Source organism: Streptomyces sp. NPDC019531 (genome assembly GCF_044903305.1).
Classification (GTDB): Bacteria; Actinomycetota; Actinomycetes; order Streptomycetales; family Streptomycetaceae; genus Streptomyces.
Genome location: NZ_JBJDQL010000024.1, coordinates 63,050 through 78,307, shown reverse-complemented (window position 1 = coordinate 78,307; position 15,258 = coordinate 63,050). Strand labels below are relative to the sequence as shown.

The 15,258-nt window shown below is 73.1% G+C and carries 11 protein-coding genes; 6 read left to right on the top strand and 5 right to left on the bottom strand.

Features of this window, described 5'->3' with window-relative positions; all coding sequences use genetic code 11:
- The first annotated feature begins 40 nt into the window (after window positions 1-40).
- Genes ACI2L1_RS25935 through truB form a run of 3 tightly spaced genes read left to right on the top strand, consistent with a single transcriptional unit; the run spans window position 41 to window position 1,721 of the window.
- Window positions 41-334 (top strand): DUF503 domain-containing protein, encoded by a 294-nt coding sequence (locus ACI2L1_RS25935; protein WP_404741754.1) that lies wholly within the window; start codon window positions 41-43, stop codon window positions 332-334.
- A gap of 32 nt (window positions 335-366) precedes the next feature.
- On the top strand, window positions 367-819 hold the full coding sequence (rbfA, locus tag ACI2L1_RS25930; protein ID WP_404741753.1) for a 30S ribosome-binding factor RbfA: 453 nt from the start codon (window positions 367-369) through the stop codon (window positions 817-819).
- Window positions 816-1,721: a tRNA pseudouridine(55) synthase TruB gene (gene truB / locus ACI2L1_RS25925; protein WP_404741752.1), complete on the top strand. Its 906-nt coding sequence runs from the start codon at window positions 816-818 to the stop codon at window positions 1,719-1,721. Before rbfA ends, truB begins: the two co-directional genes overlap by 4 nt.
- 226 nt (window positions 1,722-1,947) lie before the next feature.
- Here truB and ACI2L1_RS25920 read toward each other — a convergent pair whose 3' ends face one another.
- A complete protein-coding gene (locus ACI2L1_RS25920; RefSeq protein ID WP_404741751.1) occupies window positions 1,948-3,021 on the bottom strand; it encodes a hypothetical protein in 1,074 nt (357 codons plus the stop codon).
- Here ACI2L1_RS25920 and ACI2L1_RS25915 point away from each other — a divergent pair.
- Window positions 3,010-6,315, top strand: a complete 3,306-nt coding sequence (locus tag ACI2L1_RS25915) for a serine protease (protein ID WP_404741750.1) — start codon at window positions 3,010-3,012, stop codon at window positions 6,313-6,315. The two genes, ACI2L1_RS25920 and ACI2L1_RS25915, sit on opposite strands and share 12 nt — an antisense overlap.
- Before the next feature lie 160 nt (window positions 6,316-6,475).
- Window positions 6,476-7,426, top strand: a complete 951-nt coding sequence (locus ACI2L1_RS25910) for a bifunctional riboflavin kinase/FAD synthetase (protein ID WP_404741749.1) — start codon at window positions 6,476-6,478, stop codon at window positions 7,424-7,426.
- Between the two features lie 59 nt (window positions 7,427-7,485).
- Here the strand turns inward: ACI2L1_RS25910 and ACI2L1_RS25905 are convergent, their stop codons facing one another.
- The 4 genes from ACI2L1_RS25905 to eccE form a co-directional block, all read right to left on the bottom strand.
- Window positions 7,486-10,488, bottom strand: a complete 3,003-nt coding sequence (locus ACI2L1_RS25905; RefSeq protein WP_404741748.1) for an SCO5717 family growth-regulating ATPase — start codon at window positions 10,486-10,488, stop codon at window positions 7,486-7,488.
- Window positions 10,489-10,780: 292 nt separating this feature from the next.
- Window positions 10,781-11,107, bottom strand: a complete 327-nt coding sequence (locus tag ACI2L1_RS25900) for a DUF397 domain-containing protein (RefSeq protein WP_404741747.1) — start codon at window positions 11,105-11,107, stop codon at window positions 10,781-10,783.
- A 137-nt stretch (window positions 11,108-11,244) separates the two neighbouring features.
- Window positions 11,245-12,075, bottom strand: a complete 831-nt coding sequence (locus ACI2L1_RS25895) for a hypothetical protein (RefSeq protein ID WP_404741746.1) — start codon at window positions 12,073-12,075, stop codon at window positions 11,245-11,247.
- A complete protein-coding gene (eccE, locus tag ACI2L1_RS25890; protein ID WP_404741745.1) occupies window positions 12,075-13,400 on the bottom strand; it encodes a type VII secretion protein EccE in 1,326 nt (441 codons plus the stop codon). The genes ACI2L1_RS25895 and eccE overlap by 1 nt, the downstream gene beginning before the upstream one ends.
- Window positions 13,401-13,595: 195 nt before the next feature.
- Here eccE and eccB point away from each other — a divergent pair, with 195 nt between their 5' ends.
- Window positions 13,596-15,176, top strand: coding sequence for a type VII secretion protein EccB (gene eccB / locus ACI2L1_RS25885; protein ID WP_404741744.1), 1,581 nt, complete (start codon window positions 13,596-13,598; stop codon window positions 15,174-15,176).
- Window positions 15,177-15,258: the final 82 nt, after the last annotated feature.

Sequence of the window (15,258 nt, the reverse complement as noted above, 5' to 3'; positions counted from 1 at the left end):
GCGCCCGTACCCCGAACCGGCGGGACATCCGGATACACACATGTATGTGGGGACTCTGTCCTTCGACCTGCTCCTCGGTGACGTCCACTCACTGAAGGAGAAACGCTCTCTCGTCCGTCCGATCGTGGCCGAGCTCCAGCGCAAGTACGCGGTGAGCGCGGCGGAGACGGGCAGTCAGGATCTCCACCGCAGGGCCGAGATCGGGCTCGCGGTGGTCTCCGGGGACACGGGACACCTCACCGACATACTGGACCGCTGCGAGCGGCTGGTCGCCGGGCGGCCCGAGGTGGAACTGCTCTCGGTTCGACGCAGGCTCCACAGCGACGAAGACTGAAGCAACAAGTAAGTACTTAAGGAGACGGACCAGTGGCCGACAACGCGCGCGCCAAGAGGCTGGCGGACCTCATCCGAGAGGTGGTGGCCCAGAAGCTGCAGCGTGGGATCAAGGACCCGCGGCTCGGCTCGCACGTCACCATCACGGACACCCGGGTCACGGGTGATCTGCGGGAGGCGACCGTCTTCTACACCGTGTACGGGGACGACGAGGAGCGGGCGGCCGCGGCCGCCGGTCTTGAGAGCGCCAAGGGCGTGCTCCGGTCGGCCGTCGGGGCGGCGGCGGGTGTGAAGTTCACGCCGACGCTGACCTTCATGGCCGACGCGCTGCCCGACACGGCCAAGACGATCGAGGACCTCCTCGACAAGGCCCGCCAGTCCGACGAGAAGGTGCGCGAGGTCTCCGCGGGCGCCGCCTACGCCGGTGAGGCGGACCCGTACCGCAAGCCAGGCGACGAGGACGAGACGGACGACGCCGCCGAATGACCGAGAAGAACCGGACGCCCGACGGCCTTGTCATCGTCGACAAGCCGTCGGGCTTCACTTCGCACGACGTGGTCGCCAAGATGCGCGGGATCGCCAGGACCCGCCGCGTCGGACACGCCGGCACCCTCGACCCCATGGCGACGGGCGTGCTGGTCCTCGGCGTCGAGAAGGCGACCAAGCTCCTCGGGCACCTCGCGCTGACCGAGAAGGAGTACCTGGGCACGATCCGGCTCGGTCAGACGACTCTGACCGACGACGCGGAGGGCGAGATCACGGGGTCGGTCGATGCCTCGAAGGTCACCCGGGAAGCCGTCGACGCCGGTATCGCCAAGCTCAGCGGCGAGATCATGCAGGTGCCGTCCAAGGTCTCCGCCATCAAGATCGACGGGGTGCGCTCCTACAAGCGGGCACGGGAGGGCGAGGAGTTCGAGATCCCCGCGCGGCCCGTCACCATCTCGTCCTTCGCGGTCCACGACGTCCGGGACACGGTCGCCGAGGACGGCACGGCCGTTGTGGACCTGGTCGTGTCGGTGGTCTGCTCGTCCGGCACCTACATCCGGGCCCTCGCCCGCGACCTGGGCGCCGATCTGGGCGTCGGTGGCCATCTGACGGCTCTGCGGCGCACGCGCGTGGGTCCGTACAAACTGGACGCGGCCAAGACCCTCGACCAGCTCCAGCAGGAGCTCGCGGTGATGCCGATCGCCGAGGCCGCCACGGCCGCGTTCCCCCGCTGGGACGTCGACGCCAGGCGGGCCGCGCTGCTCACCAACGGCGTACGGCTCGACATGCCCGACGTGTACGCGGGCGTCGGCGCGGTGGCCGTCTTCGACCCCGAGGGCCGCTTCCTCGCCCTCGTGGAGGAACAGAAGGGCAAGGCGAAGAGCCTGGCGGTCTTCGCCTGACACCGGGCTGCCCGCACCGGGCGGGGGCGCCGAGGATGTTCCGCCCGTGGAGCGGCGATCACGGGGTTGTGCCCGCCGCTCCACGGTCCCCCCTCGGTTCCCCCACCCCTAGGGTGTATCCGCCGCTCCCCTTCCATTCACCCGCGCGGGCAGGCGCTCGGAGTGAACCGGGGGAGTGGGAGGGGGCGCGTTCACGACGCGATCTGTCCCGCTGATCACCCCGCGCCTACCGTCGACAGCAGGAACGTGCGTACGGCGGGGAGGTTCGATCATGGCGACACGGGACTCCGTCGGTGGCGCGGTTCCTCTCGCCTCCGGCGCGGACAGCAGGGGACCGGGGGACGGGACCGCACGGGTGCCGGCTCAGCCCACGGGGCAGGGGGGCCGGGAGGAGCCTGAGACCGGTAGGCGGGTCCAGTGGGGCAACGGCACGGCCCATGACGAGATCCGACACCCACGACCGGGCGGCGCCCCGACGGCAGGCCCCAGCGGGCACGACGACCGCGAGGCGGGACAGGAGGCCCGGAGAGTCCGCCGGGAAGCCCCGAGTCCGGACGAGGCCACCTGGCAGCCGGATCGTGCGGCTCGACACGGGGGCCGGGAGGGCGACGGGGTCGCTGGACAGGCAGACCGTGATGCTCGACAGGGGGATCGGGCGCCGGGCGGGCCCGCGGGGCCGGATCGGACCGACGATCGCGAGACCGGTGACGGCGGACAGGCCGGTCGGGGCGGGGACTTCGGACAGGCAGGTCGAGGTGAGGACTTCGGACAGGCAGGTCGAGGTGAGGACTTCGGGCAGGTTGGTCGGGGTGGTGATATCGGTCAGGCACGTCGGGGTGAGGACGTCGGTCGGGTCGGTCGGAGCGGGGATGTCGGTCAGGTCGGTTGGGCCGGGGACATCGGTCAGGTCGGTCGACGGTGGGGCAACGGTCAGGCTGGTCCGACCCCGGGCTTCGGGCGGGCTGGTCGGGGTGGTGATGTCGGTCAGGCAGGTCGGGGTGAGGACACCGGTCGGGGCGGGGATGTCGGTGAGGTCGGTCGGGCCGGGGACTTCGGGCAGGTTGGTCGAGGTGGGGATGTTGGTCAGGCTGGCCGGGTCGGGGACTTCGGGCGGGCTGGTCGGGCCGGGGATGTTGGTCAGGTCGGTCGGGCCGGGGACTTCGGGCAGGTTGGTCGAGGTGGGGATGCTGGTCAGGCCCGCCGGTCCGGGGACGTAGGGCAGGCCGGCCGGGCCGGGGACGTAGGGCAGGCCGGCCGGGCCGGGGACGTAGGGCAGGCCGGCGGCTTCGTGGCCGATCATCGTGGCACCGTCGTCACCAGTCACGAAGCCGTCGACGGGCTGCCCCGGCTCCTGCTGCACGCCGGCGACCGCAGCTGTGTGGTGACCGCCGACGCGGTGACCCCGCTGCCCGAGCTGGACCTGGCGCTCGTCCGTACCGAGGGCCTCGGAGTGGACCCGCTGCCGGTGTCCGTACGCGACACCGTCGAGACCGGCAGCTATGTTCGCCTCCCCGCCGGCTGCTGGCGCGAGGCCCGGGTGCTGGGCCCGGCCACCGTGACTTACATGGCCACCGACCGCCTCCATCTCCTCGACGGTGCGCTGGAGCTGGCGATCGGCACCGCAGGACGGGACGCACTGCGGCTGGGCGGCGGGGCCGCCGGGGGCCCGGTGCTCGACGCCGAGACCGGCGCGGTGGTCGCCGTCCTCGGCACCGCGCTGCAGAGCGGCCACCGGGACTCCGGATACGCGGTCCCGCTGCGCTCCGTCCGGACCGGCACCCTCGCCGACCTGCTCGCGGAGAACGCGGCGACGGTCCCGGCGTACGGCGCCGACCTCAACCTGGCCGGTGTGCTGGAGCTGACCGCCACGTCGGTGGGCCAGGACGGCCCGCCGGGCGCGTCGGCCGGTCACGTGGGCCGCGGAGTCGCGACGGAACTCGTCGAACGGGCCGCTGTCGCAAGGGAGTTCGCCGCGTTCGCCGAGAGCCCGGCAGCCGTCCTAGGGCTCGTCGGACCGCCCGGCAGCGGCCGTACGACGGAACTCGCGGCCCTCGCCGCCCGCCGCCACCACGGCCCCGCCCCTGCGCCCACCCTGTGGCTGCGCGGCGCCGACCTGGAGGACACCGACGCCTCGGTGGCCGACGCGGCCCGCCGCGCGCTCACCAGGGCCGCCCGGATCGTGGCGGCCTCCGCGGACACCGTCCCCGCCGACCTCGGTGACCTCACCCCCGAGCGACTTGCCCAGCTCTCCCACACCGCGGCCCGCCCCCTGTTCCTCCTGCTCGACGGCCCCGAGGAGATGCCCCCGGTCCTCGCCCACCGCCTCGCCGAGTGGACGGAAGGCACCGCGAAGTGGCTCACCGAGACGGGGGCACGGCTGGTCGTGGCCTGCCGCAAGGAGTACTGGGAAGGAGCCCACTTCCCGGCGGAGGCGGCGTACGGCACCCCGGAGCGGCACCTCCCACCCTGCGTACGCCTCGCCGACCTCACCGACGACGAGGCCCGCCGGGCCAGGGCCCGCTACGCCCTCCCCGACGGCATCCTCACCGGCCCCGACGCCCGCCACCCCCTCACCCTCCGCCTTCTCTCCGAAGTCCGCGCGGCCCTTCCGCACGCTCCGCACGCCCCCGTGGACCGGGACGAGGTCCTCTCGGCGTATCTCGACCTGATGTGCCTGCGCATCGCGGTACGGCTGGCCACCCCGAGCGGGCTGCGCGGCACCGCCGTCCGCCGGCTCGCCGCCAAGGTCTCCGGCCAGGTCCACGAGGCGGCCCGCCGCAGCCTCGGCCCCGGACAGGGCGAACTGGACCGGGAGTCGTTCGAGGCGGTGTTCCCCTGGGGCCCGGCCCCGAAGCGGCTCGGCGGCACCGGCTGGGCCTCCGCGGTCCTCACCGAGGGCCTCCTGGTCCCCGCGGGCACCGGTTACCGCTTCGCCCATGAGGAGCTCGCCGACTGGATCCAGGGCATGCACCTGGACCTCGACGAGGCCCTGCGCGCCCTGGTCCACCGTCAGGGCACCGGACAGGAACACCCCCTCCCCGTTCCGCACCACCGCATCGGCCCTGTCGTCCAGGCCCTGCTCCTCGTCGCCCGCCAGCACGGCACACCCGAACTGGCGTACCGCCTGGAGGAGTTGCTGCACGCCCTGGACGCCGACCCGGACTCCTGGTGGGCCACCCGCCTCCTCACCGAGACCCTGCTGCGCGTGCCCGACGCGACGCCGTACACGGATGTCCTACGGCAGCTCGCCGACCGCCTCGTGGCCCGGCGCCGGAGAGGGGAACCGTTCCCGCCCGCGTTCGGGCCCGCCTTCTGGAGCGCGCTTCCGCTACCTCTGGGCACCCGCATCGACCTGCTCCGCCGGCTCGTTCTCGCCGACGGGCCCCCGCACGAGCCCGGCCCACGCTTCCTGGACTCCGCGGCGGAGCTGCTCGCCGTCGACCCCACCGCCGTACAGCCGCATCTCACCCGCTGGTTCGACGACGAGCGGACGCTGCCCGCGACCCCGCACGCGACCGTGGCGAAGGCCGCGCAGGCGCTGCTGCACACGCACCGGACCCGGGCCCTGGACGATCTCACCGAGCTGCTCGTCGGCTGTGCGCACCGGCGGGCCGACGAACTGCTCGCCGCGCTGGCCGAGGACGAGCCGTCGGCGGTGTGCCGGGCCGTGGACCGGTGGGCCCACGACGAGCGGCCCGCGAGGAGGGTGGCCGCGGTGGCGTACGGACTGCGTGCCGCCCCGCACCTCCGCACCGAGGCCGACCGTGAACTCCTGCGCTACGCCGCCCTCGCCCTGCTGGCCCGCCCCGAGGACTGCACCCTGCACGGCGGCGCGCTCGCCCTGCTGGTCCGCGACCCGTGCACGCGTGCCCGTCATCTGCCGCAGGCGCTCGGGCACTTCGCGGCCGGCGACCCGCAGTTCCCGGCCGACGCGTTGGTCCCCGCCCTCGCCACCGACCCCGACCCGGTCCTGGACGCCTTCCGCGAGCGGCTGCGGCGCCCCGGCGCCGGCAAGGCGCTGCGCACCCTGGCGGACGTCACCACGCCCGCGCCGGCCCGCCGGGTCGCCGTGCTGGTGCGGGAGGCGGTGCAGCGGCGTCCGGAGACCGCCGGGGACGTGGCCGCGTACGTCGACCGGCGCCTCGACCAGGGCCCCGCCGCCAGGGCCGTCCTCCTCCCGCTGGTCACAGGGCTGCTCGACGGCGGCCCTGAAGGAGTACGGGCCGCGCTGGCGGCCGTCCTCGCCGGGCCCGGCGCCCCCGTCTCCCGGCCGCTGCGCCAGGAACTCCTCGAAGCCCTCCTCGACCACGAACAAGATCCCGCCGTCCTGCTCGCCCTGCTGCCCGCGGCCGCCGCGCGCGCGGACTCAGGCATCCGCGACCTCGTCCACCGCGTCGGCCTCCTCCTCGTCCGCACCCCGGACGGCGCGACCCGTTTCGACCGCGGCCTCGTCGATCTCGGCCGGCACGTCCCCGGATTCGCCGCGCTGGTGGCCGGCTGGCTCGCCGATGCCCCGCAGGAGTGGGCGGCGGTGGTCGGTCCCAGCACCCGGCGGATGATCGAGAACCTGGCGGGCGTACGGGTTCCCGCCTGAGTCCGCGGAATCCGGCGGGCCTGCGGAGCCTGCCGGGGCCGCGTGCGTCGGGTCACAGCCCCCATGCCGATGCGGGCCACGGGCACACGGCATGGCACCCTTAGACCTGCGCAGGTCTTGAGAGTCAATACGGACACGGGTTCGACGAGGAGCGGTCACAGTGCAGCGCTGGCGTGGCTTGGAGGACATCCCCGAGGACTGGGGGCGCAGCGTCGTCACCATCGGTTCCTACGACGGGGTCCACCGCGGGCACCAGCTGATCATCCGGCATGCCGTGGACCGGGCGCGCGAGCTGGGCGTCCCCTCGGTCGTCGTCACCTTCGACCCGCACCCCAGCGAGGTCGTCCGCCCCGGCAGCCACCCACCGCTGCTGGCCCCGCACCACCGGCGCGCCGAGCTGATGGCCGGGCTGGGGGTGGACGCGCTCCTGATCCTGCCGTTCACCACCGAGTTCTCGAAGCTCTCGCCGGCCGAGTTCGTCGTCAAGGTCCTGGTCGACAAGCTGCACGCCAGGGCGGTCGTCGAGGGTCCCAACTTCCGTTTCGGCCACAAGGCCGCGGGCAATGTCGAGTTCCTCGTCGAACAGGGCAAGACGTACGACTTCGAGGTCGAGGTCGTCGACCTGTACGTGTCCGGCGCGGCGGGCGGCGGAGAGCCCTTCTCCTCCACGCTGACCCGGCGTCTGGTCGCCGAGGGGGACGTCGAGGGCGCCGGCGAGATCCTGGGCCGTCCGCACCGGGTGGAGGGCGTGGTCGTGCGCGGCGCCCAGCGGGGGCGGGAGTTGGGCTTCCCCACGGCCAACGTCGAGACGCTGCCGCACACCGCCATCCCCGCCGACGGCGTCTACGCCGGCTGGCTGCACGCCCAGGGCGAGGCGATGCCGGCCGCGATCTCCGTCGGCACCAACCCGCAGTTCGACGGCACCGAGCGCACGGTCGAGGCGTACGCGATCGACCGCGTCGGGCTCGACCTGTACGGGCTGCACGTGGCGGTGGACTTCCTCGCCTACGTGCGCGGGCAGCAGAAGTTCGAGTCGCTGGACGCGCTGCTGAGGGCCATGGCCGACGACGTCAAGCGCTGCCGTGAGCTGATCGAGGGCGCGGAGGCCTGATCGAGGACGCGAAAAGAGGGCCGGCACCTTTACGGTGCCGGCCCTCTTCCTTGTGGTGGCTACTGCTGCGGCGGCCGACCCGCGTTCGGGTCGTACGGCGGCTGCGGGAAACCGGGCTGCGGCTGACCGGGCTGGCCCGTCTGCCAGGGCTGGCCGGGCTGGGCGCCGGGGAAGCCCTGGAACGGGGGCTGGGGCTGCTGCGGCTGTCCGGCCGGGGGCTGCTGCTGGCCCGGCATCGGGGGGGCCATGGTCGGCGGCTGGTTGCCGCCCTGCCCCGTCCACAGCCCCTGCTCCTGCTGGGCCCGCACGAAGTCCTCGGCCACCATGGTGGCCAGGTCGAAGTAGGCCTCGCGGACCTTCGGCCGCATCATGTCGAGGTCGACCTCGGCACCGGCCGCCAGGTGCTCGTCGAACGGTACGACGATCACGCCACGGCAGCGCTGCTCGAAGTGGGTGACGATGTCCTCCACCTTGATCATCTTGCCGGTCTCGCGCACACCCGAGATCACGGTGATGGACCGTGAGACCAGCGACGCGTACCCGTGCGCCGACAGCCAGTCCAGCGTCGTACTGGCGCTGCTCGCGCCGTCCACCGACGGCGTCGAGATGATGATCAGCTGGTCGGCGAGGTCGAGCACCCCGCGCATGGCGCTGTAGAGCAGACCCGTGCCCGAGTCGGTGAGGATGATCGGGTACTGGCGGCCCAGTACGTCGATCGCGCGCCGGTAGTCCTCGTCGTTGAAGGTCGTGGACACGGCCGGGTCGACGTCGTTGGCGATGATCTCCAGACCCGAGGGCGCCTGCGAGGTGAACCGCCGGATGTCCATGTACGAGTTGAGGTACGGGATCGCCTGGACCAGGTCACGGATGGTGGCGCCGGTCTCGCGCCGCACCCGGCGGCCGAGCGTGCCGGCGTCGGGGTTGGCGTCGATGGCGAGGATCTTGTCCTGCCGCTCGGTGGCGAGGGTCGAGCCGAGGGCGGTGGTCGTGGTCGTCTTGCCCACGCCGCCCTTGAGGCTGATCACCGCGATCCGGTAGCAGGACAGCACCGGGGTGCGGATGAGGTCGAGCTTGCGCTGCCTCTCCTGCTCCTCCTTCTTGCCGCCGAGCTTGAACTTCGAACCGCCCGGGGCGGGACGGCTGCTCTTGGCCTTCTGCTTCTTGCTGTTGACCAGTCGGTCCGAGGTCAGCTCGACGGCCGCGTTGTAGCCGAGCGGCGCACCCGCGCCGGCCACCTGCTGACGCTGGTCGTGCTGGACGGCCGCCGGCCAGGCCGCACCGGTGCGGGGGTCCACACCGGGCTGGCCGGGCGCGCCCGCGTAGGGGTTGGGGTGGGGTGCCTGCGGGTTCGGCTGCGGCTGCCCCGGGAACTGCGGCTGTCCCGGCTGCCCTTGCGGCTGGGCCGGGGGAGGCGGCACGGGCTGGCCGGGCTGGCCGGGCTGTGCGTGGGGCTGCTGCTGGGGGTAGCCGTAGCTGCCCTGGCCGGGCTGGGGTGCGGGCGGTTGCGGGAAGCCGTAGCCGCCCTGGGGGTTCTGGGGTGCGGGGGGCTGGGGGTAGCCGTAGCCGCCCTGGCCCGGCTGCGGTGCGGGGGGCTGCGGAAAGCCGTAAGTGCCCTGGGGGTTCGGGGGAGCGGGGGGCTGCGGGAAGCCGTAACCGCCGTGTGCCGCCGGAGCCTCGGGCTGCGGCGGGGTGGTCGACCAGCCCGAGGGCGCGGGCTGCGGCGCCTGGGGCTGCGCGGGCGGAGGCGGGGTGCCGGGCTGTGCGGCCGGCGGCTGCGGCTGCCCGCCCGTCGACCACTCCGGAGCCGACGGCGGCATCGCGCCGGAGTCCGCCGACGCGAACTGCGGCGGGAGCGGCGGGACGGCGCCCTGTGGAGCCGGTGGGGGCCGCCAGCCGTCCGGCTGTGCCTCGGGCTGCTCCGGTACGGGGTTCTGGGCGGCCGGGGGCTGCTCCGGTACGGCGGTCTGCGTGGCCGGGGCGTCCGGGGCGGCGGTCTGCGGTTCGGCGACGGTCTCGTTGCCCGGGGTGGCGGCCTCGGGTGCGGGGGCTTCCGGGGCTTCCGCTGCTGTGGTCTCGGCGGTGGGCGTCTGGGCGGCGTCCGCGCCCTGGCCGGTGGTTCCGGGCTCGTCGTCGGTGGCAGATGCGGCTGCCGCCGCCTCGCTCGGAGCCGGGGCGGCCGCCGCTTCGGAGCCTGCCTCCGACTCCGGGGACGCAGGCGGGACTTCGGCGGGGGCCGGCGGCTCGGGGGCGGTGGGCGGGGCGGGTGCCTCGGCCGACGGGGCGGCGGGGGGCTGCGGTGCGCTCGTCGTCGTAGCGGCGGCGGACGGGGTGTCGCTACGGCCGTCCGCGTCCCCGCCGGTCGCGGCTGCGGCGGCGTCGACGCCCTGGGCGCCGGGCGGTCCCGGGGGCGCGGGGGCCACGGGAGCGACCGGCGGTGCGGGGGCCACGGGGGGTGCGGGAGCTGCTGGGGCCACCGGAGGTGCGGGAGCGGCCGGGGTGGCCGGAGGCGCCTGGGCCGCGGGGGGTGCCGTAGGAGCAGGGGGCTGCGGGTAGCCGTACGCACCCTGAGGGTTCTGAGGGGCGGGGGGTTGCGGGTAGCCGTAGCCGCTCTGGGGGTTCGGCGGTGCGGGGGGCTGCGGATAGCCGTAAGCGCCCTGGGGGTTCGGGGGCGCGGGTGGTTGCGGGTAGCCGTAGCCGGTCTGCGGGTTCGGAGGAGCGGGCGGCTGCGGGCCCGCGCCCGGGCTGCCCGCCCACGGCGGCGGGGGCGGCGGCGGTGTCGTGCCGGGCGCGCCTGTGGACGGGTCGAACTGCGGGCCGGGTGCCGGTGCGCCGACCGGCGACGGTGCGGAACCGGATGTATCGGGGTAACCGGGGTGGGGTGCAGGCGCGGTGGGGGCAGGGGCGGGCGCCTCGGCCTCGGGCGCCGCGCTCTGTGTGTACCAGGCAGGTGCGGCGTAGTCGATGGTGAACTCGCCCGTCATCTCGGTGGCGGACTCCGCGTCGGACTGGTCGTCGCTGGGCGTGGTCCAGCCCGCGCGCAGCCCGTCCCGATCGCTCTGCACAATTCCTCCTGGTGTGGTCGAGCACCCTCGTGCCGTGTGGGCACTCATGTGCCGGGCTGGGGGGCGACCGTTCCTGTTGTCCGATCCGTCTGAAGTCCCCTGGACGCGAACAACCCACCCGTGGGTTCTTACGTCGCACCCGCATCAAGCGTAAACGCCACAGGGGTCGGCGGGGCAGGCCCGTCCGCTGTGCGCTCGCACGCACCGCGGACCGCTGCCTGCCTCGATGTCGTCCTTGTCGTCCTTGTGGCGGTTGTCTGTCTCTTGAGGCCGGGCTGCGGTGCCTGCTCCGCTACTCGGCCTGCTCCGCCGCGAGGCCGTCGTCGTGCGGTGTGGGATCCAGATCGAACTCGCCGTCGCGGGCGCCGAGTACGAAGGCCCGCCACTCCGCCTCCGTGTAGCGCAGCACGGTGTCCGGGTCCAGGGAGGACCGCATGGCCACCGCGCCCTCCGGGAGGTAGGCGATCTCGACGCGCTCCTCGTGCTCCTCGGTGCCGGGCGCGCTGTGCCACTCGACGCCGGAGATGTCCAGCCCGTACAGCTCGTCCCGTTCCCTCGCCTTTCGCGCCTTGACGTCGTCGTCCGGTGTCTTTGCGGCGATGTCGTCCGCGTCAGTCATGGTCGGCGGGCCCTTTCTCATGAGCGAACCTGGTGCAGGAGCACCCTACTTGGCCTCGGCCCTCTCACACGGCGCAACGGTTCGGTTACGAACTCACGTGGAGGGCCGACACCTTGGCCGCAGCACGGGTCGGTCCGTCAGTCCATACGGCGGGGCGCCCCGAGCAGACCGGTCTCCGCGTCGGTCGGCTGGGTCATCACGTACTGCCGGTGCTTCTGGGTGCACCACAGGGCGACGTTGTCGGACAGTGACGACAGGGACGCGGCGTCGCCCTGGGGCAACCGCATGGACTTGCCGACCACTTGGGACTCCTGGGGGGAGATCCGCTGTATGCCGACGACATCGGCGTTGGCCAGCAGGCGGGGCGCGGTGGGGCCGAGGTAGGGGAGCAGGGTCAGCACCGACTGCCAGGGCGCCGTGGTGAGACGGCTGCGCGGCGGGCGGATACCGAGGTCGCGGATGATCAGCACCGGGCTGGCAGGGGACGGGCCCTGCGGGGCGATCCGCCCCACCTGGTGCACGGTCACGCACTGCTGGCCGCCGCCGGCCGCCTGCGCCATCGGCGCCCACAGCTGCGGACGCGCCGTCTCGACGGCCACGCGCGCGCCGATCGCCGCCGCCCGCAGGGCGATGACCTGGGCCATCCAGGTGCCGCCCACCAGCACCATGTCGAGACGCGTGGGGCGGCACAGCCCCAGCACCGCGGGCTGGTTGTCCTGATCTATGCCGAGAATCAGACCGTCGTCGCCGACGGGCAGGGACAGCTGCGCCAGTACGTCGGCGTCGACGAGATGACGCTCACGCCGGGGACCGAGCAGACCGAAGGCCGCCCGCAGCCGCCGCTCCGGACCGAGCCGGGCGGGCTCGGGAGTGCGGGGCAGATGGCCCGGACGCTGGCCGGGGAAACCGGGGGCGTTGGAGGATCCGAAGCCGGAGCGGCCCGAGGGACGAACGGTGGGAGCGGACATCAGCGGGTACCTCCCAGCGGCAGGGTGGCCAGAACTCCGGGCAGCTGCTCACGGTCGAGTCGTACGAGACCCACCTTGAAGGCGGACGCCGCCCGCTCCAAGTGCTGGGCCGCCTCGCCCAGTTCGTTCTCACCGCGGCCGGTGAGGCGCACATGGCCGGACAGGGCCAGGACGTTGCCCCGCCGCCTGCTGATGGTGAGCGAGAAGGTGCTGGCGAGCGTCGGCGCCGAGGTCAGCGCGCCGACCAGGCGGGGGAACGCCGGACCGGCGCCGCCGAACTGCGGCCACCGGGAGACCCAGTACGTGGTGTGCAGCCGGTCGTCGCAGCGCCAGGTACGGGTGCTCTCCGCCGTACGACGGCCCGAGCGGCTGCCGTCGAGGGCGGCACCGCCTGTCGTGGCCATCGGGTTGACACAGCTGGAGGTCGCGATGGCGCCGCAGATGTCCGCCTCGCTCAGCACCTTGGCCTGCATACCGGCTCCCATGAGGCGGCTGGCCAGCTGGTCGGCGACCCGCAGCAGCGCCCGCCGGGCCCCCTGCATACCGCCGCCGCGGGCCTCCACGGCCTCCGGGCACAGCTCCGGGTCCAGCTTGAGCGCGACCCAGGTGATGCGCAGAGCCGGCGTCATGCTCTGGGCCTGCAGCGGACCGTAGGAGCGGACCGCCATGGCCTGCGGAGGCAGGTGCGGGGCGGGCGCGGGCTGGGTGTGCTGGACGACCTGGACCGAGGCGAGCCGGATGTCGTCCACCTCAAGGAGGCCCTGGAGCAGATCGAGGGGGATGTCCCCGGTGCCGTAGGTGGGGCGCAGGGGGGTGTCGGCGGCCTGCACCTGCACCAGCGCGGTGAGGAAGGTGCCGTCGCCGATCATGCCGATCTCGCGCTGCTCGCGGTCCTGGAAGCTGTAGGTGCGCAGCGCCGGGTCGCACTCCACGGCGGGGGCGAAGCCGGGGTCGGTGCCGGGCGGCACGGGTTCGGCGTTGCGCTTGCGGCGGTCCCGGAGCGCGCGGGCGGTGCTGAACCACTCGGGCAGCGGGCGGCCGCGCCGGCGCAGCAGGCCGGCGAGGACCAGGGGTACGGCGAGCACGATGCCGACGGTGAGGCCGATGGGGCGCAGCAGCCAGCCGATCAGCAGGACGGCGGCGGCCAGTTCGATGCCGACCAGCTGCTGGACCCGGATGGGACCGATGCTGCCGGGGCGTCTGGCGAGCGACGGCGAGGCCGGACTCGGGGGTGCGGATTGCTGTGCCGGTTCCGGCCCCGGCCCCTGGTTCTCCTGGGTACGACGGCGGCCGTTACGGCGCCGGGACCTGGTCGCAGTGCTCATCCCCCGGTACAACCCCTTTGCATTGTCTGGCCGCGACTTGAGCTGGCGGCGGATCACCGTACCCCGTACCGTACGGTGCGATCGTCACACGGCATAGTAGAGGCCCCTGCAGGAGCAAACGCCACGGAGTACCGGGCGGCCCTGGGGAGTTCCGTATTCGGCAACAAAGCGAAAAAACGGGGAGTTGACCCATCGATGGCGACACGTCGGGATGAGCTGAACGCTTACTCCTTCGCGCGCAGGCGCACGGTGGCGGCGTTTCTTCAGCCGTCGCCGCACGGTTCGGAAGAGGCGGCGCCGCGGCCCCTCAAGACCGTCCTGCCGAGTCTCGGTGTGGCGGCGCTGGTGCTCATCGGATTCGGGGCCTGGGGCATGCTCAGTCCGACCGCGCCGAAGGGCTGGAACAGCCAGGGCAAGAACATCCTCGTCGGCAGCGAGTCGACGACGCGCTATGTGCTGGTGAAGACCAAGGGCGAGGACAAGCTCAGTCTGCACCCGGTCCTCAACCTGGCGTCCGCCAAGCTGCTGTTGAACGGCGAGAACCCCCAGGTCATGAAGATCAAGGAGTCGGTGCTCGACAACAGCAAGTACCCGATGGGCGCGACCGTCGGCATCCCCTTCGCCCCGGACCGGCTGCCCACCGCGGACGACGCGAAGACGGCGAAGACCTGGGCGCTGTGCCAGGCCCCCGGCGAGGACGGGCAGCCCGTCAGCGCGACGTACGTACTGGACAAGAGCGACAGCACCAAGCTGTTCGAGAAGAGCGGCGGCCGGCTGAAGCAGAACCAGGTGATGTACATCGAGGGCCCGACGGACCCGCAGGTCGGGCGTGGCCAGCGGTACATGGTCACCTCCGACGGGAGCGCCTACCTGATCGGCGGTCAGACGTGGCGGCTCGCGACCGACAACACGATGCAGGACATCGAGCGTGCCGTGTTCGGTGACGGCAAGGAGCCGCAGAAGGTCAGCGCGGACTTCATCAAGACGCTGAACGTCGCGGGCACTCTCGAGTTCCCCACCTTGCAGGACCTGGGGGCGGAGGCGGGGTCGCAGGCGAACATCGAGGGACTCCTGCCCCAGTACTCCAAGGTGGGCCTCGTCCTGGAGGCTCCTTCCGGCAGTACGACGCAGAAGTTCATCGTGCTGAAGGACGGGGTCAAGGCCGTCTCCGACTTCACGGCGCAGATGTGGTTGCGCAACCCCTTCATCAGCGCCGTGTACGGGGCCACGGTCCCGAAGCCGGTGCAGGTCACCTTCAACGACATCCAGCCGGAGACCGGTGAGTGGCTGAAGGAGAAGAACTGGCCTGCCGAGCCGGTGACCCAGGCGAACACCGTCTGGGAGAAGGGCGGTGAGAAGACCTCGTGCAGCATCTGGCACGGCGGTGAGACGAACCAGAAGACCGGCCGGCCGCTGATGTCGGTCTGGACCGGCCAGGACTTCCCGAAGGACGTCTCCCAGAGCGGTTCCCGCACATACGTCTCGCCCGGCAGCGGCCTGCTCTTCAAGCGGATCACGGGCACCGACGCCGGCGGCGGCAGCACCTTCCTGGTGACGGACACCGGCCTGCGCTACTCGATCCCCGCCCGCAATGACAGCGAGGTGACGGGCGGCGAGAAGTCGGACGACTCCCAGCAGACCACCACCAACACCTCCCAGGTCCGGCTCGGCTACGGCAAGATCCGCGCGGCGTCGGTTCCGGCGACATGGGCGGACCTGCTGGCGGCGGGGCCGGAGCTGAGCAGTGGCAACGCCGAGCAGGCGCAGGGGTCGTAGGCCTGCCGGACCCCGAACCCGGACCGTTGGTTGGGCGCGGTCCGGGTGGGCGGGTGTGCCCGTCCACCACTCACACTTCACG

Bases quoted from the DNA above. Each gene is read 5' to 3' on its own strand.
- ACI2L1_RS25935 (WP_404741754.1), top strand. From the start codon at position 41: ATGTATGTGGGGACTCTGTCCTTCGACCTGCTCCTCGGTGACGTCCAC.
- truB (WP_404741752.1), top strand. From the start codon at position 816: ATGACCGAGAAGAACCGGACGCCCGACGGCCTTGTCATCGTCGACAAG.
- ACI2L1_RS25920 (WP_404741751.1), bottom strand. From the start codon at position 3,021: ATGATCGGCCACGAAGCCGCCGGCCTGCCCTACGTCCCCGGCCCGGCC.
- ACI2L1_RS25900 (WP_404741747.1), bottom strand. From the start codon at position 11,107: ATGACTGACGCGGACGACATCGCCGCAAAGACACCGGACGACGACGTC.
- ACI2L1_RS25895 (WP_404741746.1), bottom strand. From the start codon at position 12,075: ATGTCCGCTCCCACCGTTCGTCCCTCGGGCCGCTCCGGCTTCGGATCC.
- eccE (WP_404741745.1), bottom strand. From the start codon at position 13,400: ATGAGCACTGCGACCAGGTCCCGGCGCCGTAACGGCCGCCGTCGTACC.
- eccB (WP_404741744.1), top strand. From the start codon at position 13,596: ATGGCGACACGTCGGGATGAGCTGAACGCTTACTCCTTCGCGCGCAGG.